Origin of the sequence: Mesorhizobium japonicum MAFF 303099 (assembly GCF_000009625.1) — a bacterium.
In the GTDB taxonomy this organism is placed as follows: domain Bacteria; phylum Pseudomonadota; class Alphaproteobacteria; order Rhizobiales; family Rhizobiaceae; genus Mesorhizobium; species Mesorhizobium japonicum.
The window spans coordinates 3,835,274-3,852,604 of the sequence record NC_002678.2; the positions used below are offsets into that span (position 1 = coordinate 3,835,274).

Genomic DNA, 17,331 nt, shown 5'->3' on the forward strand with positions numbered 1-17,331 from the left:
CCGGCACAACTGTTTGCCGGCCTGCGCACTTATTTAGACACATGCAATATAAGATAGATTGGGGTTGTTCTAGCAACGGAGGAGAAGCGGGTCAGATGCCCTTCAGGTCGCCAGCGGCAACCACCGGTCCGGTCGGTTGCCCCGTCGGCGAGCCGCCGGCCGGCTCCAGGCTGACGGCCAGCACCGCGCCCTGGGCGAGCTTCTGCTGCGTGGCGGGCGAGACCCCGATATGCGCGGTCGCGCCGGCCGGGATGACGCCCATCGAGACCGGAGCGTTCTTGCCCTCGATCATCCACAGTTCGAAGTCCTTGCCGGCAGCGAGCGTACCGGAAACATGCGAAAGGCTGACCTCATGCCGCTCTGAATCATAGACGGCGAGATATTTTACATCGCTGCCGTCGGCGGCCAGCGAGGCGACAAGCCGCGCGTGCGGCTGTTCAGCCGGCCGATTGACATAGGGCACGGCGATGTAGAGAGCCAGGGCAGCAACGGCCGCCACGGCAAGGCCGCGCCAGAAGGCGAGGCTGGACCACAGACCGGCACGCGCCTCGGCCGGAGTGGCCGCGGTCGAGGCAAACAGCCGGCGGTCGACTGCCGCTTTCACCGAAACCGGCGGCTCGACCTCCGCATAGGCTGATGCCAGCGGCGAGAGGTGCACCTCCCAGCCATCGACGAGCCGCGCGAAATCGGTCTCGGTGTCGATGCGCCTGGATGCGATCTGCCGCTCTTCCACCGGCAGAACGCCGATAACGTATTCGGCGGCGAGCAGGTCGTCGCCTCCACGTTCCGGTCCATTGTCCTCTGCCAGTGTCATCTTTCCAGACATTCTCTCAGTTTCATCAGGCTGCGGCGCAGCCAGGTACGCATCGTGTTCAGCGGCACGCCGTGGCGTTCCGCCAGTTCGGCATAGCTTTCGCCCTTGAGATAAGCGCCCCGAACGGCCGCCGCCCGGTCCTTCTCCAGCTCCTCCAGACAATGATGGATGCGTTGGGATTCGTCGCCCGCCACCACCATCGCTTCAGGTCCCGGTGCCGGATCGGCCACCTCGAGCGCGGCATCGATATCGGCGGCAGACTTACGCCGTGCCCTGACGCGATCGATCGCGTGGTTGCGGGCGATTGCCACCAGCCAGGAGATCGGGCTCAGATCGGAGACGGCAAAACGGTCCGCCTTTGTCCATATCTTGACGAAGACTTCCTGCAGCGCTTCTTCAGCATCTCCCCGGTCGTTCAATACACGAAGGCACACGCCGAAAAGTTTCGCGCTGGTCTGCCGGTAGAGCAGATCGAACGCTGCCCGATCCTTCATCGAAGTCCGGACGATCAGCTTGGTGATGTCCTGCGGCGTCATGCGAACCAAGTTAGGCGATTGCGTTGTATTTGCAACGCCGGAAATATTCCTTGCACCTAAAGCTCCGGTGTCCAGGCGCAGGCTTCGATTGCCAAGGGATTAGCCGCTGGGTAGCTTGGCGGGAAGGGGGAAGCGCCGATGTCGGTCGAACGGATCCTGTGGGAAGAAGACGCGACCGGCCTCGCCGGCCTGGTGCGCAAGGGCGAGCTGTCGGCGATCGAGTTGACCGAAGCGGCGATCGCGCGCGCCGAGGCCACAAGGCCTGAAATCAATGCCACGGCCGAGCCGCTCTACGAAGCCGCGCGGGCGCGGGCGAAAACCATGGACCGCTCGCTGCCGCTGGCCGGCGTGCCCTTTGCCATCAAGGACCTCGGCATCGCCGTCAAGGGTGTGCCCTCGCATGGCGGCAGCCGCATTCCGGCCTCGGTGCCCGACGTCAATTCGGTGATGACCGACCGCTATCTGGCCGCCGGGCTGATCCCGATCGTCACCTCGACATCACCGGAACACGGTCTTCGGCTGATGACCGAATCCAGGGCCTTCGGCATCACCCGCAATCCCTGGAACACCGGCCACACCAGCGGCGGCTCGTCGGGTGGCGCGGCGGCCCTGGTCGCTGCCGGCGTGGTGCCGGTGGCGCATGCCTCCGATGGCGGCGGCTCGATCCGCGTGCCTTCCGCCTGCACGGGCCTGGTCGGCCTCAAGACCTCGCGCGGCCGCATCCCGCTGACGCCGCTGGTCAGCGAGAGCTGGTACGGCATGGTGGTCGACCACGCCGTCACCCGCTCGGTGCGCGATAGCGCGCTGCTGCTCGACCTCACCCACGGTCCCGACTCCCTGTCGCCCTATGCGGCATTGCCGCCGAAGGGCACATTCGCCGCCGCCGCCGCGCGCGATCCCGGCAAGCTCAGCCTGGCCGTCTACCGCAAGTCGCCGCTTGGCCTGCCGATCTCGGCCGAGACGATGAAAGCGCTCGACACGGCCGTGGTGCTTGCGCGCGAGGGCGGTCACACCGTCATGGAGATCGACCTCCCTTTCATAGGCCGCGATTTCCTGGCCGATTTCTGCAGGACGGTTGCTTCCGCCGTCGCCGGCACGCTGCGGGCCGAAGCGCTGCGCGTCGGCCGTTCCGTTACCGGCGACGTCGAGCGCGCCACGCGGGTGCTCGGCCGGTTGGGCGAAATGGTCTCGGCCGGCGAGATCTATGCCGGCCTGCAGCGGCTGCATGCCGCCTCGCGCCGGATGATCGAGGAAACCGCGCAGTATGACGCCGTGCTGATGCCTGTTATCGCGCATCCGCCGCTCGCCTGCGGCGCCTTGGATCCGAAAGGCGCCGACGAGCTGATCGAAAACCTGCTCGACAAGCTTCATCTGACGCCTTTGCTGAAGCTGAAACCCTTGTTCGGCCAGCTGATGGACAAGAGCCTTTTGTTCACGCACTGGCCGGCAATCCACAATGTCAGCGGCCAGCCCTCGATCGCGCTGCCTGTCCATGTCACCGAGGCCGGCCTGCCGCTTGGCATCCAAGCCGCCGGGCGCCCGGGCGACGAGGAGACGCTTTTGTCGTTTGCCGCGCAGATGGAGAAGCTTTCGGGCTGGCTGAAACGGCGGGCGCCGCTGATGGTGCCGTCATGATGACGAGGCCGTGAACGCGGCCAATATGACAGCAATGCCATTTGCCCCCCGCGCCAATTCCCGCTAAGACGCCGCCGTCTTAATCTGATGCATGTCGCCCAAAAGTGCCCGGCGGTTTTGGGGCAACGACATGCACAAACCAAAAAGCCAGGGAACCGCCCGATGACGGATATCGCCGCCACCGCCGAAATGCAGGCCGCCCTGCTGTCGCGCGCTTTGCCCTACATGCAGCGTTACGAACACAAGACCGTCGTGGTGAAATATGGCGGCCACGCCATGGGCGACATCGAGCTCGGCAAGGCTTTTGCGCGCGACATCGCGCTGCTGAAGCAATCCGGCGTCAACCCGATCGTCGTTCATGGCGGCGGGCCGCAGATCGGCGCCATGCTGACCAAGATGGGCATCGAATCCAAGTTCGAGGGTGGGCTGCGCGTCACCGACCAGAAGACGGTCGAGATCGTCGAGATGGTGCTGGCCGGCTCGATCAACAAGGAGATCGTCGCGCTCATCAACGCCGAAGGCGAATGGGCGATTGGCCTCTGCGGCAAAGACGGCAACATGGTGTTCGCCGAAAAGGCGCGCAAGACCATGATCGACCCCGATTCCAACATCGAGCGTGTGCTCGATCTCGGCTTCGTCGGCGAACCGGTCGAGGTCGACCGCACGCTGCTCGACCTCCTGGCCCGCTCCGAAATGATCCCGGTGCTGGCGCCGGTGGCGCCCGGCCGCGACGGCCACACCTACAACATCAATGCCGACACTTTCGCCGGTGCCATCGCCGGCGCCTGCAAGGCCTCGCGCCTTTTGTTCCTGACCGACGTGCCCGGCGTACTCGACAAGAACAAGAAGCTGATCGACGAATTGACCGTCGCCGAGGCCAAGGCGCTGATCAAGGACGGCACGGTCTCGGGCGGCATGATCCCCAAGGTCGAAACCTGCATCGAGGCGATCGAGCGCGGCGTCGAGGGCGTCGTCATCCTCAACGGCAAGACGCCGCATGCGGTGCTGCTCGAGCTCTTCACCGAACACGGCGCCGGCACGCTGATCGTGCCCTGAGGCGACTCATGCGTCGCCCGCAGCCAACCGATCAGGCAGGCTGCGGAAGGCGCGCGATGACCTTTATCTCGAAGTCGAAGCCCGCCAGCCAGTTCACGCCCACCGCGGTCCAGTTCGTGTAGGGCGGTTCCCCAAACACCTTCAGTCGGACGGCGTCAATCGCCTGCCACTGCGCGGCGGGATCGGTGTGGAACGTGGTGACGTCGACAATATCGTCGAACGTGCAGCCGGCGGCCTTCAGCACGGCCGCGAGGTTGTCGAAGGCAAGCTGGACCTGCTTTTCGAAGACAGGCTCGGGCGATCCGTCCTCGCGGCTGCCGACCTGGCCGGAGACGAACAGCAAGTCTCCCGAGCGGATCGCCGCCGAATAGCGGTTGATGTCATAGAGAGCCTGCCTGCCGGCAGGGAAGATTGCGTCGCGCTTGGTCATTTTCACTCCGTTCAAACAAAAGCAGGCCCGATCTCCCGACGATCGCGACCTGCGCTCCACTGTCCGGGACGATTCACATACGCCCCGTATGTAGGATATGGGGACATACGCGGCGTATGTCAATACACATACGCCGCGTATTTTTGTGAGACCCGAGAGCCGTCAGGCGCCCGGCTAGATCGAGACTGCAGCTTCGGCCGGCTTGCGCGGCGGTCGCGCGACGGACATCGATTCCTCCTCCGCGTCCTGTGGCGTGCCCCAGAATTCGGCAAGCGTCGGTCCGTCCTTCACCCTGCCGTCGCGAGCCAGAAATCCCCAGACCTCGCGGAACCAGACGCGGCGGCCCATTTTCGTGTACCAGCGCATCGAATGCCGCTGCTCGGGATCGGGGTGGAACAGGATGCGCGCCAGCGCCTTCGGCCGCGACTGCACGGCGAGCTCGATGAGCTTGACGCTGAAGAACAGCATCCAGGGCTTCAGCCGTGTCATCTGCAGCACCTGGTGCTTGTAGTCCCACAGCCGGGCATCTTTTTGGATGACCTTGCGGTCGCGCGCGATACGGAAGAACGGCGTCCAGCGATGCGGCGTCACATAAAGCGCCTGGATCTGGTCGGGGTCGTAGGCGATGAGCTGGCGGAAGCCGCGCCACAGGTCGCGAAACCCCTCATCCTCGAAGCCGGCCACCCAGGTCGCCATCGACAATATGCCATGCTTGCGCAGCAGCCTTATCGCCTCGCGGTCGGATGAGGTGCTGCCGCCCTTGCGGATCAACTGAAGCGTCTGCTCGTCGGTGTTTTCCATGCCGAGCAGCCATCGGATGACACCGGCCTTGCGGTAGAGATGCAGGATGTCGGCATCGCGCACGATGTCGTCGGCGCGGGTCGAACCGACGATCAGCACCGGCACGTTTTCGGCGATCAGCGCATCGAGAAAGGCGCGCCACGCCTTCTTCGAAACCGTGGGGTTCTCGTCGGCGAGGTTGATCAGTTCGACGCCGTGTTCGCGGTGCAGCCAAGCGATTTCTTGCGCGAACTTTTTGGGATCGCGATGCCGCCAGCGAGTCCAGAAGCCGCGTTGGCCGCAATAGTTGCACAGATGCGGACAGCCGCGCGAAAACTGCATCACCACCGCGCGCTTGCCGCCCCAGTAGCTGTAGCGGCGGTGGTCGATCAGCTCCCAGCCGACCCGGTAGGCGTCGAGTTCGGCAATCGTCATGGCCGCCTGCGTGGCAAAGGGGCGGTGCAGATCGTCGCGAAAGGCGATGCCGGCGACGCTTGCCGGCGGCTGGTGCATTTCCAGCGCCTCGACCAGCGCCACGACGGTCGCCTCGCCCTCGCCGCGCACGATGAAATCGAAGACGTCCGTGTCCGTCAGGATGTCGCGCCAGTGATAGGTCGGGAAGACGCCGCCATAGATGATGATCGTCGCCGGCTCCCGCTGTTTGATCATTTCGGCGATCAGCAAGGCGGTCGGGTGCGCCGAGGTCGAGCCGGAATGGCCGATCAGGACGAAGTCCGGGAAATCATCCAAGGCGTCGCGCACCACTATGTCGAGCGGCATCGGCCCGAACTCGGCATCGACGAGGCGTACGTCGTGGCCGGCATCGATCAGCGGGCCGCCGATCGCCAGCAGGCCAAGCGGGGGCAAATGGTCGTCCGGCACGCGGCTGCCGATGGCGGTGTGCGGCGGATTGATCAGGACGATTTTCATGGCGGACCTCATGAGAGATTGGTCCGCATATGCTGGACGGCGATCTAGCCACCCGATTGGCCCGTTTCAGCAGTTTGCGTGCAGCTTCTCCGCAAGAATGCGCAAGGCACGCACCGTCACCGCCGCAGATGCGCGAGCGGCACGTGGCCGGGTCCCTTGATGTTCTGCAGCACCAGCTGCGTGTGGACGTCGCGCACGCCGTCGAGCCGCATCAGCCGGTGCATGACGAAGGCGTTGAGCTCGTCGACCGACGGCACCATGACATGCAGCAGGAAGTCGTGGTCACCGGTCATCGTCCAGCATGACGACACTTCGTCCATGCGCTGCACGGCTGCAATGAAGCTTTCGGGCGAGCCGTCGCTGTGGCTGACAAGGCGCACCTGGATGAACACCTCGACCGTCAGGCCGACCGCGCGGCGGCTGATCACCGCGGCAAAACCCTTGATGATGCCGGCATCCTGCAGTGCCTCGAAGCGCCGCGCGCAAGGCGTCGTCGACAGGCCGATCTCTTGCGCCAGTTCGGAGACGGGTTTGCGCCCGTCGCGTTGCAGCACATCGAGCATCTTGATCTCGAAATCGTCGAATTGAGGCATTTTCACTCCTCCGTCGCCAATTGTGAGGGAATGTTATCCCGAATATCGCTAATGAGCCATCATCAAAACCAAATTGCCTCGCCAAATCCGGCTACCCTGCACGTCTGCCATTGCCGGTTTGCGAGGAGAAAAACCATGACGACGATGAGTGTTGCCGAATATGCCCGCGATTGCGCGGCGCAGGGGCTGCGCGGCGACTATTCGGTCTGCCGTGCCGATTTCACCGTGGCCCAGGATTATGACTACAGCGACGAGGAACAGGCGGTGTGGCGCACGCTGTGCGACCGCCAGACCAAGCTGACGCGCAAGCTCGCCCACCATTCCTATCTCGACGGTGTCGAAAAACTCGGCCTGCTCGACCGCATTCCCGATTTCGAGGACGTCAGCACCAAGCTGCGCAAGCTCACCGGCTGGGAGATCATCGCCGTGCCCGGCCTCATTCCCGCCGCTCCCTTCTTCGACCATCTCGCCAACCGCCGTTTCCCGGTCACCAACTGGCTGCGCACCAGGCAGGAGCTCGACTACATCGTCGAGCCGGACATGTTCCATGATTTCTTCGGCCACGTGCCGGTTCTGTCGCAGCCGGTGTTCGCCGACTTCATGCAGATGTATGGCAAGAAGGCCGGCGACATCATCGCGCTCGGCGGTGACGAGATGATCACCCGGCTCTACTGGTACACGGCCGAATATGGCCTGGTGCAGGAGGCCGGCCAGCCGTTGAAGGCCTTTGGCGCCGGCCTGATGTCGTCCTTCACCGAACTGCAGTTCGCCGTCGAGGGCAAGGACGCCCACCATGTGCCTTTCGACCTCGAAACGGTGATGCGCACCGGCTACGAGATTGACAAGTTCCAGCGCGCCTATTTCGTGCTGCCGTCTTTCGACGCCTTGCGCGACGCCTTCCAGACCGCCGATTTCGAGGCGATCGTCGCGCGCCGCAAGGACCAGAAGGCGCTCGACCCGGCGACGGTCTAGCAAGTCCAGGGCCGGTGTTTAAGGCGCTCCGCCCGGAAACAAAGACCTGAAGCGCGTCGCATGAATCCGTTTCAACGCGACGCGCTTTGGACGCTTTGATCGTGCTGGGCTATTGCATGGCGGCGGGGTTCATCCACAGGAATTCCCAGACATTGCCGTCGGGGTCTTCGATGTGGCGGTTGAACATGAAGCCGAGGTCCTGCGCGGGGTTGGGATCGGCGCGGCCGCCGGCCGCCACGCCCTTCTCGATCGTGGCATTGACCTCGTCCTTGCTGCCGGCGGTGAGTGCGATCAGCATCTGGCTGTCGCGCCTGGCATCGCCGATCTGGCGCGTCGTGAACTGGCTGTAATGCTGGTGCGTCAGCAGCATGACCCCAATCGAGTCGGAGAACATGATCGAGCTGGCCTGGTCGTTCGAGAACTGCGGATTGAGCGTGCCGCCGATCGCGAGATAGAAATTGGTCGCCGCCTGCAGATCGCGTACCGGCAGATTTATGAAGATCATCTTGGTCATCGGTCTAAGCCTTGCCTTCGTTGACAGGTACTAGTCAGTCCAGTACCGTTTTATGGCTACCATGTGGGAACGGTACCGTCTAGTACTGGTTAGGAGGGCGCCATGAAAATCGACGGTGAGACCAGATCGGCGCGTAAGGATCGTGAGATCATCCAGGCGGCCACCGCGGCGTTCATCAGCAAGGGTTATGACGGGACCAGCATGGAGGAAATCGCCACCAAAGCGGGGGCTTCCAAGCAGACCGTCTACAAGCATTTCACCGACAAGGAGACGCTGTTCGGCGAAGTCGTTCTGTCAACCGCTAGCCAGGTCAACGACATCATCGAGTCCGTGACGACGCTGCTTTCCGAGGCGATATTCATGGAAGGCGGCCTGCAGCAGCTTGCCCGACGTCTGATAGCGGTGCTCATGGATGAAGAGCTGTTGAAGCTGCGGCGCTTGATCATCGCCAACGCGGATCGAATGCCACAGCTTGGCCGCGCTTGGTACGAAAAAGGCTTTGAGCGCATGCTTGCCTCGACGGCGTCCTGCTTTCAAAAGCTCACCAATCGAGGACTGATACAAACCGGTGATCCCTATCTGGCAGCCAGCCATCTTTTTGGAATGCTTCTTTGGATCCCCATGAATGAAGCCATGTTCACGGGAAGCAACCGGCGCTCCAAGGCCGAACTGGAACGGCACGCGGATGCCTCGGTGGAGGCATTTCTTGCCGTCTATGGGGTCCAGCCGAAATAGTCCCGTTGCCCGCCGACATTAGCGGTAACGCCGCCAACACATCGCACCCCTATCATCCAGGGGTGTCCGACCCCTCGGCCTTCAGCCGCGCAAGCTGGGCACGCTGCAGGTCGAGCGCGGCAGTGACGAAGCGCGATATGGTCGCGAGCTCGGCGTCGCTGAATGTGGCGATCACCTTTTCGCCCTCCTTGGCGATGGCGCCGTAATAGCGCGCCGACAGTTCCCGCGTCGCCTCGGTCGCTTCGATCACCACCTTGCGCCTGTCCTCGAGGCTGCGCTTGCGCGTCAGCAGCCCGCGCGCCTCCAGCCGGTCGATCAGCGCCGTCACGGCCGCCGGTGTCAGCCCGGTCGCGGTCGCGATCGCGCCAGCCGATTGCGGGCCGCCATAAAGCAGCCCGATGCAATGGCGCTCGGCCATGTTCAGCCCGAGCCTCGCCCCGACCGCCTCGTCATAGGCCTGCGTCGCGTCCTGCCATTGCATCACGGCAAGGCCGATCGCGGCCGCCATTTCGTCGCGATATCCGCTTGACGAATTTACTTCGATCATCTAACTATTAATCCGTCTAACATTTAGACTATCGCAGCAATATGCGGCCGCAGCGCCGACAAGGCAAGGGCCGGCCGCCGACAAGGAGTGAAAAATGAGCCTGATTCAACAACGTACCCCTCTCTCCCATGAGGATGAATTCAAATACGCCAAGCTGGCGATGGAATGGTATGGCTGGGGCTCCCCCATCGGCCTCGGCATCCTGCTGGTGGCGCTGGCCGCCGCGGCCGTGCTGGTGCGCATCGCCATCTACGGCCTGTGACGATGGCCGTCACCACCCCCTCGGCATTGCCGGTCGCCATCATTGGCGCCGGCGTTGCCGGGCTGGCCCTGGCCGTCATGCTTCGTCGGCAAGGGCTTGGTGTCTGTCTGTTCGAGGCACGGTCGCGCGAAGCGTTGAGCGAAGGCGTCTTCTTCACCTTGGCGCCCAACGGCATCAACGCCTTGCGCGCGCTTGGGCTTGCCGAGCGCGTAAGTGCGCTGGGCGTGCCGACGCTTGGCTTCGAGATCATGAACGCCGCCGGGCGCCGGCTCATCCATCTCGACGAGCGGCAATCGATGCGCGAAGCGGGCGCCGAAAGCGTCACGCTGCGACGCTCGGACCTGCTCGGCGCGCTGCTGGATGAAGCGTTTGCGCTTGGCGCCGACATCCGTTTTGACCATGCGCTTGGCGAGATGGAAGAGCAGCCTGACTGTGTGCGCCTTGCCTTCGGCAATGGCGCCACTGTCGATGCCGCGTGGCTGGCCGGTTGCGATGGCGTCTGGTCGCGCGTCCGCCGCGTCTGTTTTCCGGCCTCCCCGGATCCTGTCTATACCGGACTGACCGGCGTCGGCGGCGTGGTGGAACTGCCCTTTGTCGAGCCGACCGACGGCCGGATGCATATGGTGTTCGGCAAGAAAGCCTTCTTCGGCTACATGAAACCGGATGACGGGCCGGTGTTGTGGTTCTCGTCCTTCCCGCTGGACGAGGATGCTGCCTTAGCGAGACCCGATCCCCTGCATCTGGCGGCAACCGTTCGCCAGCTGCATGCCGGCGATCCCCGGACGATCCGTCGGATCGTCGAGAGTGTCACGCAAATCCCGCGCACCTATTGTTCGACATGCTGCATCTGCCGCAATGGCACACCGACCGGGTGGTTGTTCTGGGCGATGCCGCGCATGCCGTCGCGCCGCATTCCGGGCAGGGCGCGTCGATGGCCATCGAGGACGCCGTCGTGCTTGGCCGCCTGCCTGGATGCGACACCGCTGCCGGCACAGGCCTTCGCCGCCTTTCAGGCGCTGCGCCAGGACCGCGTCGAGCACATCGTCAAGGTTAGCCGGCGTATCGGTTCGCAAAAGCAGGTGAAAGGCCGCGTCGCTCTGTTCCTGCGTGACCTCATGCTGCCGTTCTTCGTCCGCTTGGGCGCACGCACGAACCGCGCCATGACGCGTTACCGTGCCGACCTGGCGCCGCTCGAAAAACCGTCTATCTGACCGGCATCCGCGCCCGTCGCGGGCGCGGACATGCCCGGCCGCTCAGACCGCGACCACCTTGCTCAGATGCTCGCCCAGCCGGCAGGCCAGCGCGGTGATCGTCGTCGTCGGGTTGGCTTGACCGGACGTGCAGAACACCGAGGAGCCGCCGACATAGAGATTGTCCATGCCGTGCACCTTGCAGTTGGCGTCTACCACACTTCTGGTCATGTCGATGCCCATGCGCGTGCCGCCCATATGATGGTGGCCAGCGGTCTCCTCGTCGGTCGGATAATCCTCGCCATTGGCAATCCAGTCCATGAGACGGACGCGGCCAAGATCCTTTTCGATGAGCGTCGTGCCGAACAGCTTCAGGCCTTCGACTAGCGTGCGGCGTTCGAGTTCCGATTTCTTCCAGTGCAGCTCGATGCGCGGCACGCCGGCATGGTCGACATCGGTCTTGGACAGCTCGATCTGGTTGGAGGCCAGCGGCGCCTGTTCCCAGGCGACGTAGAGCTGGGCCGCGCAGCGCAGGTTCTGGCTGAGTTGATAGGCGACCCATTCGGCCATGTCGGGCGCCGTGCAGGCGAGATCTGCAATCACATGCTTGACGCCGGCATAGGGCGTCTCGATCAGCCTGATGCCGAAATTCATGATCCGCAGGCGCTCCATCGCGGCAAGCGTCGGCGAGAAGAAGGCCTCGTTGACGGCATCGACCTCGAACTCGCCGTAATCGGCCAGGATGGCATTGCCGCCCTCGAAAGTCGGGTGCTCCATCCAGTAGCGGCCAAGTGCCGTGGCGTTCGGGACGACACCGCCGTTGGAGCGCTGGTTCGACCACAGAAGCAGCCGCGAATTCTCCAGCCCGCCGGTGCAGACGATGAAGTAGTCGGCGCTGAAGGCGCCTGCGTCCTGGCCGTTTGACCATAGTTTGGCGCCGGTCACGCGTTTACCGTCGCCGGCGAGCTCGGTGGCATAGGTGTTGAGCACGACCGCGATGTTGCCGCTCTTGTCCAGTTCGTCGGCGAATTTTTCGGCAAAGCGCACCGCCGGGCTCTTGATCAGCTGCACCCAGCGTATGTCGTCCGAGATCGGCACATCCGGCCGGAAGTCGGGAAGTTCGAGGATATCGCGCACCTCCGTCAGATAGGGCTCGATGTCGGCACGGCGGATCGGCCAGCCCGTATCCGGCGCCCAGGCCTTCGGCTCGAAATCCAGTTTGTCGAGCACACGGCACCAGCCGGCCCAATGGTTGGAGCTGCCGCCCATATACCGCAGCCGCGTGATGTCGAGGTCGAAATAGAAATCGCCGACTTTAGTACCGCGGTAGAAATCCTGCGACTCGTCGCTGAACTCCCGCGAGCCGGCCTCCAGCACCACGACCGGGATGCCGGCAGCGCCCAGCTTGCGGGCAATGGTGGTGCCGGCCGGACCCGAACCGAGGATGCAGACCTTGGGTTTGAAGTTGGCGGCGCGATACGCCTCATAGCCGTCGAAGATCATGCCAGATCGCTCCGCTTCAGGATCCAGCCATTGATCTCGACGATCTCATTCGGGTCGGCCCGCAATGGGTCGGCCGCGTCGGCCTCGGGCAGCTTGCGGAACAAGGACAAAGCAGGCAGGGCGATCAGCGCCTGCACGATCACGCGGCGCGGCATCTTTTTGATGAAGAAACTCATGGCAGGTCTCTCGGATAGGGGGCTTCGATGCGCGCATAACATTCCCCGAACGGCACACGCGTCGTCCCAGAAGCCAGTATCGTGCCAAGCCCGGCCTCGAGGTGGTGAAAGGCGGGCTGGCGGTACAACCGAATGCAAACAGGGTTAGAAATTCCTTAACGGGCGGGTGTGCCGGACCGGCCGGCTCAGGCGGCCGCGGAAATGTCGGTATCGAGGATCGTCAGGTTGCGGCCCCGATGCTTGGCCTGGTAGAGGCGCCGGTCCGCGGCGCGCATCAGTTCCGATACGTTGACATCCTCGCCGCAGACGGTGCCGCCGATGCTGACGGTCAGCGGAATGGTCCGTTCGTCGACCGGCCGGAAGCGGATCAGTTCGACTTCGCGGCGAATGCGTTCGGCGACACGCTTGGCCTCCTGCTCGGTGGCGCCGACCAGGAACGCGCCGAACTCCTCGCCGCCGATGCGGCCAAGCACGTCGCCGCTGCGCACGCCGCGTTCGATGGCGCTGGCGATCAGCAGCAGTGCGTCGTCACCGGTCAGGTGGCCGAAACTGTCATTGATCTTCTTGAAATGATCGGCGTCGATGATCAGCAGCGCGCCGCGGTCGGACTTGCGCCGGGAACCGTCCAGCGCGGCAAAGAAACTTTCCCGGTTGAGCATGCCGGTCATGTCGTCGCGGCTGGCTTTCTCCGACAGGCGGCGATGTGCGGCGGCAAGCTGGGCGTGTGCCCGGGCCAGTTCGCGGTGCGCGTTCTTCAGCCTGTCGCTCTGCCAGAAGGTGCTGGCACAGGCCACCCATGCAAGCACCAGCGGGCAGAGCGTCGAGGTCAGCCAGATCGTTCGGTTGATCGGGAAACCCAGGGCCGGAACGATGATCAGCGTCAGAAGAAGCGAGGCGGCGACGGAAGCGAAAGCGATAGCGGCGGCTTTCAGAATGATGCTGTTCATCGCAGGCTCCCCACAGGACTGTCTCTGTGCCAGCAAGCCCTGAAGGCCACCTTTCCCGGTTGCTTAAAATTTGAATCGTGAGGCCATTTCTGCCACTAAAAGCGCGTGGAAGTTGTGGATAAAGTCTCTTTCAGAATCCGCGTTTCATGCCATAAGGGGCGCATGACCACGCAGCCTGATCCCGCCCGCTTCGCCCATGTCACCGACTGGGTGTTCGACCTCGACAACACGCTCTATCCGCATCATTCGAATCTGTTCTCGCAGATCGACGTCAAGATGACCGCCTATGTCGGGGAACTGCTGGCGCTGCCGCGCGAGGAGGCGCGCAAGCTGCAGAAGGAGCTTTATCTCGAATATGGCACGACGCTGAACGGGCTGATGACGCGCCATGGCATCGATCCCGATGATTTCCTCGAGAAGGTGCATGACATCGACTATTCTTGGCTGGTGCCCGACCCTGTCCTGGGCACCGCCATCCGCCAGCTCCCCGGCCGCAAGTTCATCTTCACCAATGGCGATCGCCGGCACGCCGAGCGCACCGCGCGCCAGCTAGGCATTCTCGACCATTTCGACGACATTTTCGATATCGTCGCCGCCGGCCTCAATCCCAAGCCGGCGCGCCAGACCTACGAGAAGTTCGCCGAGCTGCATGCCGTTACCGGCCACAATGCGGTGATGTTCGAGGACCTCGCCCGCAACCTGGAGGTGCCGAAGGCACTGGGCATGACCACCGTGCTCGTCGTGCCGCGCAATTTCGAGCCGACCTTCGCCGAGATCTGGGAACGCGACCCCGCGCAGGAAGACGATGTCGATTTCGTCACCGACGATCTGGCGGCGTTTTTGACGGCGATAGTTGCGGGAGAACGAGCAGTAGGCAGTAGGGAATAGGCAGTAGGCAGTAGGGGGAAATTGATCTGGAAGCAGCGACTGCAAACGCCTTATTCTCCTACTGCCTACTGCCTACTGCCTACTGCCCTTATTCCCCTAATTTGTAGAACCGGCTGACAATGCCCCAGGCTTCGTCGGCGGTGTCGACGAAATCGATGATGTCCTGGTCGCCGGGGCTGATCGTGCCTTGCTCGGCGAGGAAGTCGAGGTTGATCGCCCGTTTCCAGAAGGATTTGCCGAACAGGATCACCGGCACGCGCTCCATGCGCCCGGTTTGGATCAGGGTCAGTGTCTCGAAGAACTCGTCCATCGTGCCGAAGCCGCCGGGAAACACCGCCACCGCCTTGGCGCGCATGACGAAATGCATCTTGCGGATGGCGAAATAGTGGAAGTTGAAACACAGCTCCGGCGTCACATAGGCGTTCGGCGCCTGCTCGTGCGGCAGCACGATGTTGAGCCCGATCGACGGCGCGCCGACATCGTCGGCGCCGCGGTTTCCCGCTTCCATCACGCCGGGGCCGCCGCCGGTCACTACGACATATTCGCGGTAATATGAGGCGGCCGACTGTTGCGAACACAGGCGAGCGAATTTACGCGCCTCCTCGTAATATTTGCTGTTTTCCTCGAGGTTCTTCTTCTGCGTCTCGTTCTTGGCCGCCCAGGCCACGCCGCCGGGTTCCGGCAGGCGCGCGCCGCCAAACAGGATCACCGTCGAACGGATGCCGCGCTCGGCCAGGATCATTTCCGGCTTCAACAGTTCGAGCTGCAGCCGCACCGCGCGCAATTCACGCCGGGTCATGAAGTCGGGGTCGTTCCAGGCAAGCCGGTAGGTCTCGGCCCGCGTCTGCGGCGTGTCCGGCACGCTTTTCGACCGCTCCAGATCCTCGTCCGAATGCGGCAGCGGCGTCCACCCCGCCTTTTCCATAGGTGTCATCAAATTACCCGTCCAAATTTCGTTGACTGCGCCGTCCCATGACGCAGGTGCGATTGACCCCCACTGAGCCTTAACATAAGCAGGTTCCGCAAACGTGTCCGGCGGTTTTGCGACAAGAACCTGCTACATGCAAAGACCCAGGCAGGCGAAGCACGCCCAGGGTCCACGCGACTTCAAAACAGGTTAAGGCGCAGCCCCTTAACAGCTTGGTAATGGAGCGAATTCATGTCGAAGCCCGATCTGGCGAGCCTCGAAAAGACCATCGAGAAGGCCTTCGACGAACGCGACGCGATTTCGACCGCGACCCGTGGCGAGACGCGCGACGCCATCCAGGCCGCGCTCGACCTGCTCGACCGCGGCACGGTGCGCGTCGCCGAGCGCCAGGCCGACGGCAAGTGGCACGTCAATCAGTGGCTGAAGAAGGCCGTGCTGCTCTCCTTCCGACTCAACCCGATGGAGATCATCAAGGGCGGCCCGGGCCAGGCCGTCTGGTGGGACAAGGTGCCGTCCAAGTTCGATGGCTGGAGCGCCGTCGATTTCGAGAAGGCGGGTTTTCGCGCGGTGCCGTCGTCGATCGTGCGCCGTTCCGCCTATGTCGCGCCGGGCGCCGTGCTCATGCCATCCTTCGTCAATGTCGGCGCCTATGTCGACACGGGCACCATGGTCGACACCTGGGCCTCGGTCGGTTCCTGTGCGCAGATCGGCAAGAACGTGCATCTGTCGGGCGGTGTCGGCATCGGCGGCGTGCTCGAGCCGATGCAGGCCGGCCCCACCATCATCGAGGACAATTGCTTCATCGGCGCGCGTTCGGAAGTCGTCGAGGGCTGCATCGTGCGCGAAGGCTCGGTGCTCGGCATGGGCGTCTTCATCGGCCAGTCGACCAAGATCGTCGACCGCGCCACGGGCGAGATCTTTTACGGCGAAGTGCCGCCCAATTCGGTGGTTGTTGCCGGCTCGCTGCCGGGCAAGCCTTTTCCGAACAACGAGCCTGGCCCCGGCCTCTACTGCGCCGTCATCGTCAAGCGCGTCGACGCCAAGACCCGGTCCAAGACCTCGATCAACGAATTGCTGCGCGATTGATCTTTCCGCAAAGCGGGCGCACCTTCCGCCGGCGCGTCAATCGGTCGCGCTGGTTCAACATGGAGGGGTGACATGGACTGGAAATATCTGCTGACGAGTTTCGACGGTCGCATCAATCGTGCCAAATTCTGGGCCGCGATCGGGGTCTTCATCGTCATTGGTATCGTTGCCTTCATTATCGATGCGATCCTGGGCACACGCATCACCACCGCCAGCGGCGGCCAGATCGGTATCGTCGGCATCCTCACCGCGCTGGCCTCGATCTATTTCGCACTCGCAGTCTACGCCAAGCGCTGGCATGATCGCGGCAAGTCGGGCTGGTGGAGCCTGATCATACTGGTGCCTTTCATCGGCGAGATCTGGTTTCTGGTGGAATGCGGCATTCTCGAAGGCACCAGAGGTGCCAATCAATACGGACCGGACCCGCTTGCCTGACAGTTCAAATCTCACCTGGCTTTTCTTCAAGACATCGGGCCGCGTCAGTCGCGCGGCCTATTTTCTTGGTGGCCTGCTCGTCGCCATCATCCAGGCCTTCCCGCTCTACCGCTTTACGCTGGTGCCGGAAGGCTCGGCCGAGAGCAATATGTGGTCGTTCATCTTCTTCATCGCCTTCATTGCCTCGCTATGGTCGAATATCGCGCTGGCGGTGAAGCGGCTGCACGACCTCGACAAGCCTGGCATTGCCGCGCTGATCCTGTTCGTGCCGGTCGTCTCGATCGTCGCCTTTCTTGTGTTGTGCCTGTTTCCAGGGCAGCCTGGGCCTAACCGCTATGGCCGGCGCACCAACGAGCCGGCGCAACCCTGAGGGC

General features: G+C 63.3%; 21 protein-coding genes. 10 read left to right on the top strand and 11 right to left on the bottom strand.

Annotated elements, in window-relative coordinates:
• Positions 1 to 91: 91 nt before the first annotated feature.
• Both MAFF_RS19835 and MAFF_RS19840 read right to left on the bottom strand, forming a co-directional pair.
• Positions 92 to 814 carry an anti-sigma factor gene (locus tag MAFF_RS19835; protein ID WP_080511898.1) on the bottom strand — a complete coding sequence of 241 codons (723 nt, stop codon included), beginning with the start codon at positions 812 to 814 and terminating at the stop codon, positions 92 to 94.
• Positions 811 to 1,350 (bottom strand): sigma-70 family RNA polymerase sigma factor, encoded by a 540-nt coding sequence (locus MAFF_RS19840; RefSeq protein WP_010912734.1) that lies wholly within the window; start codon positions 1,348 to 1,350, stop codon positions 811 to 813. The genes MAFF_RS19835 and MAFF_RS19840 overlap by 4 nt, the downstream gene beginning before the upstream one ends.
• Positions 1,351 to 1,488: 138 nt before the next feature.
• Between MAFF_RS19840 and MAFF_RS19845 the strand changes: the two genes are divergently transcribed.
• Positions 1,489 to 2,985: an amidase gene (locus MAFF_RS19845; RefSeq protein WP_010912735.1), complete on the top strand. Its 1,497-nt coding sequence runs from the start codon at positions 1,489 to 1,491 to the stop codon at positions 2,983 to 2,985.
• A gap of 162 nt (positions 2,986 to 3,147) precedes the next feature.
• Positions 3,148 to 4,041: an acetylglutamate kinase gene (argB, locus tag MAFF_RS19850; RefSeq protein WP_010912736.1), complete on the top strand. Its 894-nt coding sequence runs from the start codon at positions 3,148 to 3,150 to the stop codon at positions 4,039 to 4,041.
• Between the two features lie 31 nt (positions 4,042 to 4,072).
• Here argB and MAFF_RS19855 read toward each other — a convergent pair whose 3' ends face one another.
• The 3 genes from MAFF_RS19855 to MAFF_RS19865 all read right to left on the bottom strand — a co-directional run bounded on the left by MAFF_RS19855 (position 4,073) and on the right by MAFF_RS19865 (position 6,774).
• A complete protein-coding gene (locus MAFF_RS19855) occupies positions 4,073 to 4,471 on the bottom strand; it encodes a RidA family protein (RefSeq protein WP_010912737.1) in 399 nt (132 codons plus the stop codon).
• A gap of 174 nt (positions 4,472 to 4,645) precedes the next feature.
• Positions 4,646 to 6,181, bottom strand: a complete 1,536-nt coding sequence (gene bchE / locus MAFF_RS19860) for a magnesium-protoporphyrin IX monomethyl ester anaerobic oxidative cyclase (protein WP_010912738.1) — start codon at positions 6,179 to 6,181, stop codon at positions 4,646 to 4,648.
• A 116-nt stretch (positions 6,182 to 6,297) separates the two neighbouring features.
• The gene (locus MAFF_RS19865) at positions 6,298 to 6,774 is read right to left on the bottom strand and encodes an Lrp/AsnC family transcriptional regulator (RefSeq protein ID WP_010912739.1); all 477 of its coding nucleotides are present in this window, start codon (positions 6,772 to 6,774) and stop codon (positions 6,298 to 6,300) included.
• A 135-nt stretch (positions 6,775 to 6,909) separates the two neighbouring features.
• On the opposite strand from MAFF_RS19865, the gene phhA reads away from it, so the two are divergent.
• Positions 6,910 to 7,746 (top strand): phenylalanine 4-monooxygenase, encoded by an 837-nt coding sequence (phhA, locus tag MAFF_RS19870; RefSeq protein WP_044548657.1) that lies wholly within the window; start codon positions 6,910 to 6,912, stop codon positions 7,744 to 7,746.
• Positions 7,747 to 7,855: 109 nt separating this feature from the next.
• On the opposite strand, the gene MAFF_RS19875 is transcribed toward phhA, so the two are convergent.
• Positions 7,856 to 8,260, bottom strand: coding sequence for a VOC family protein (locus tag MAFF_RS19875; RefSeq protein WP_010912741.1), 405 nt, complete (start codon positions 8,258 to 8,260; stop codon positions 7,856 to 7,858).
• Between the two features lie 102 nt (positions 8,261 to 8,362).
• On the opposite strand from MAFF_RS19875, the gene MAFF_RS19880 reads away from it, so the two are divergent.
• The gene (locus MAFF_RS19880; protein WP_010912742.1) at positions 8,363 to 8,995 is read left to right on the top strand and encodes a TetR/AcrR family transcriptional regulator; all 633 of its coding nucleotides are present in this window, start codon (positions 8,363 to 8,365) and stop codon (positions 8,993 to 8,995) included.
• Between the two features lie 52 nt (positions 8,996 to 9,047).
• Here the strand turns inward: MAFF_RS19880 and MAFF_RS19885 are convergent, their stop codons facing one another.
• Positions 9,048 to 9,542: a MarR family winged helix-turn-helix transcriptional regulator gene (locus MAFF_RS19885; protein ID WP_010912743.1), complete on the bottom strand. Its 495-nt coding sequence runs from the start codon at positions 9,540 to 9,542 to the stop codon at positions 9,048 to 9,050.
• A gap of 94 nt (positions 9,543 to 9,636) precedes the next feature.
• On the opposite strand from MAFF_RS19885, the gene MAFF_RS40075 reads away from it, so the two are divergent.
• Both MAFF_RS40075 and MAFF_RS41440 read left to right on the top strand, forming a co-directional pair.
• Positions 9,637 to 9,804: a hypothetical protein gene (locus MAFF_RS40075; RefSeq protein ID WP_010912744.1), complete on the top strand. Its 168-nt coding sequence runs from the start codon at positions 9,637 to 9,639 to the stop codon at positions 9,802 to 9,804.
• Positions 9,805 to 9,806: 2 nt separating this feature from the next.
• Complete coding sequence (locus MAFF_RS41440) at positions 9,807 to 11,015, top strand: FAD-dependent oxidoreductase (RefSeq protein WP_010912745.1); 1,209 nt, start codon at positions 9,807 to 9,809, stop codon at positions 11,013 to 11,015.
• A gap of 42 nt (positions 11,016 to 11,057) precedes the next feature.
• Here the strand turns inward: MAFF_RS41440 and MAFF_RS19895 are convergent, their stop codons facing one another.
• From MAFF_RS19895 to MAFF_RS19905, 3 genes are all read right to left on the bottom strand, one after another.
• On the bottom strand, positions 11,058 to 12,497 hold the full coding sequence (locus tag MAFF_RS19895) for a GMC oxidoreductase (RefSeq protein WP_010912746.1): 1,440 nt from the start codon (positions 12,495 to 12,497) through the stop codon (positions 11,058 to 11,060).
• Positions 12,494 to 12,673, bottom strand: a complete 180-nt coding sequence (locus tag MAFF_RS19900) for a hypothetical protein (protein WP_032932495.1) — start codon at positions 12,671 to 12,673, stop codon at positions 12,494 to 12,496. Before MAFF_RS19900 ends, MAFF_RS19895 begins: the two co-directional genes overlap by 4 nt.
• A gap of 185 nt (positions 12,674 to 12,858) precedes the next feature.
• Positions 12,859 to 13,620, bottom strand: a complete 762-nt coding sequence (locus tag MAFF_RS19905) for a GGDEF domain-containing protein (RefSeq protein WP_010912748.1) — start codon at positions 13,618 to 13,620, stop codon at positions 12,859 to 12,861.
• Between the two features lie 162 nt (positions 13,621 to 13,782).
• Here MAFF_RS19905 and MAFF_RS19910 point away from each other — a divergent pair, with 162 nt between their 5' ends.
• Positions 13,783 to 14,508 carry a pyrimidine 5'-nucleotidase gene (locus MAFF_RS19910; RefSeq protein ID WP_010912749.1) on the top strand — a complete coding sequence of 242 codons (726 nt, stop codon included), beginning with the start codon at positions 13,783 to 13,785 and terminating at the stop codon, positions 14,506 to 14,508.
• A gap of 88 nt (positions 14,509 to 14,596) precedes the next feature.
• Here MAFF_RS19910 and MAFF_RS19915 read toward each other — a convergent pair whose 3' ends face one another.
• Positions 14,597 to 15,442 carry an LOG family protein gene (locus tag MAFF_RS19915; RefSeq protein WP_027047607.1) on the bottom strand — a complete coding sequence of 282 codons (846 nt, stop codon included), beginning with the start codon at positions 15,440 to 15,442 and terminating at the stop codon, positions 14,597 to 14,599.
• Positions 15,443 to 15,667: 225 nt separating this feature from the next.
• Between MAFF_RS19915 and dapD the strand changes: the two genes are divergently transcribed.
• The 3 genes from dapD (at position 15,668) to MAFF_RS19930 (ending at position 17,327) form a co-directional block, all read left to right on the top strand.
• Positions 15,668 to 16,522 (top strand): 2,3,4,5-tetrahydropyridine-2,6-dicarboxylate N-succinyltransferase, encoded by an 855-nt coding sequence (gene dapD / locus MAFF_RS19920; RefSeq protein ID WP_010912751.1) that lies wholly within the window; start codon positions 15,668 to 15,670, stop codon positions 16,520 to 16,522.
• A gap of 72 nt (positions 16,523 to 16,594) precedes the next feature.
• The gene (locus MAFF_RS19925) at positions 16,595 to 16,957 is read left to right on the top strand and encodes a DUF805 domain-containing protein (RefSeq protein ID WP_010912752.1); all 363 of its coding nucleotides are present in this window, start codon (positions 16,595 to 16,597) and stop codon (positions 16,955 to 16,957) included.
• Complete coding sequence (locus MAFF_RS19930) at positions 16,950 to 17,327, top strand: DUF805 domain-containing protein (RefSeq protein ID WP_010912753.1); 378 nt, start codon at positions 16,950 to 16,952, stop codon at positions 17,325 to 17,327. Before MAFF_RS19925 ends, MAFF_RS19930 begins: the two co-directional genes overlap by 8 nt.
• Positions 17,328 to 17,331: the final 4 nt, after the last annotated feature.

Coding starts and splice junctions, on each gene's coding strand:
- MAFF_RS41440 (WP_010912745.1), top strand. CDS start 9,807: ATGGCCGTCACCACCCCCTCGGCATTGCCGGTCGCCATCATTGGCGCC.
- argB (WP_010912736.1), top strand. CDS start 3,148: ATGACGGATATCGCCGCCACCGCCGAAATGCAGGCCGCCCTGCTGTCG.
- MAFF_RS19880 (WP_010912742.1), top strand. CDS start 8,363: ATGAAAATCGACGGTGAGACCAGATCGGCGCGTAAGGATCGTGAGATC.
- MAFF_RS19925 (WP_010912752.1), top strand. CDS start 16,595: ATGGACTGGAAATATCTGCTGACGAGTTTCGACGGTCGCATCAATCGT.
- dapD (WP_010912751.1), top strand. CDS start 15,668: ATGTCGAAGCCCGATCTGGCGAGCCTCGAAAAGACCATCGAGAAGGCC.
- MAFF_RS19905 (WP_010912748.1), bottom strand. CDS start 13,620: ATGAACAGCATCATTCTGAAAGCCGCCGCTATCGCTTTCGCTTCCGTC.
- MAFF_RS19915 (WP_027047607.1), bottom strand. CDS start 15,442: ATGACACCTATGGAAAAGGCGGGGTGGACGCCGCTGCCGCATTCGGAC.
- MAFF_RS19885 (WP_010912743.1), bottom strand. CDS start 9,542: ATGATCGAAGTAAATTCGTCAAGCGGATATCGCGACGAAATGGCGGCC.
- MAFF_RS19840 (WP_010912734.1), bottom strand. CDS start 1,350: ATGACGCCGCAGGACATCACCAAGCTGATCGTCCGGACTTCGATGAAG.
- MAFF_RS19900 (WP_032932495.1), bottom strand. CDS start 12,673: ATGAGTTTCTTCATCAAAAAGATGCCGCGCCGCGTGATCGTGCAGGCG.
- MAFF_RS19865 (WP_010912739.1), bottom strand. CDS start 6,774: ATGCCTCAATTCGACGATTTCGAGATCAAGATGCTCGATGTGCTGCAA.
- MAFF_RS19875 (WP_010912741.1), bottom strand. CDS start 8,260: ATGACCAAGATGATCTTCATAAATCTGCCGGTACGCGATCTGCAGGCG.
- MAFF_RS40075 (WP_010912744.1), top strand. CDS start 9,637: ATGAGCCTGATTCAACAACGTACCCCTCTCTCCCATGAGGATGAATTC.
- bchE (WP_010912738.1), bottom strand. CDS start 6,181: ATGAAAATCGTCCTGATCAATCCGCCGCACACCGCCATCGGCAGCCGC.
- MAFF_RS19910 (WP_010912749.1), top strand. CDS start 13,783: ATGACCACGCAGCCTGATCCCGCCCGCTTCGCCCATGTCACCGACTGG.
- MAFF_RS19895 (WP_010912746.1), bottom strand. CDS start 12,497: ATGATCTTCGACGGCTATGAGGCGTATCGCGCCGCCAACTTCAAACCC.
- MAFF_RS19855 (WP_010912737.1), bottom strand. CDS start 4,471: ATGACCAAGCGCGACGCAATCTTCCCTGCCGGCAGGCAGGCTCTCTAT.
- MAFF_RS19835 (WP_080511898.1), bottom strand. CDS start 814: ATGACACTGGCAGAGGACAATGGACCGGAACGTGGAGGCGACGACCTG.
- phhA (WP_044548657.1), top strand. CDS start 6,910: ATGACGACGATGAGTGTTGCCGAATATGCCCGCGATTGCGCGGCGCAG.
- MAFF_RS19845 (WP_010912735.1), top strand. CDS start 1,489: ATGTCGGTCGAACGGATCCTGTGGGAAGAAGACGCGACCGGCCTCGCC.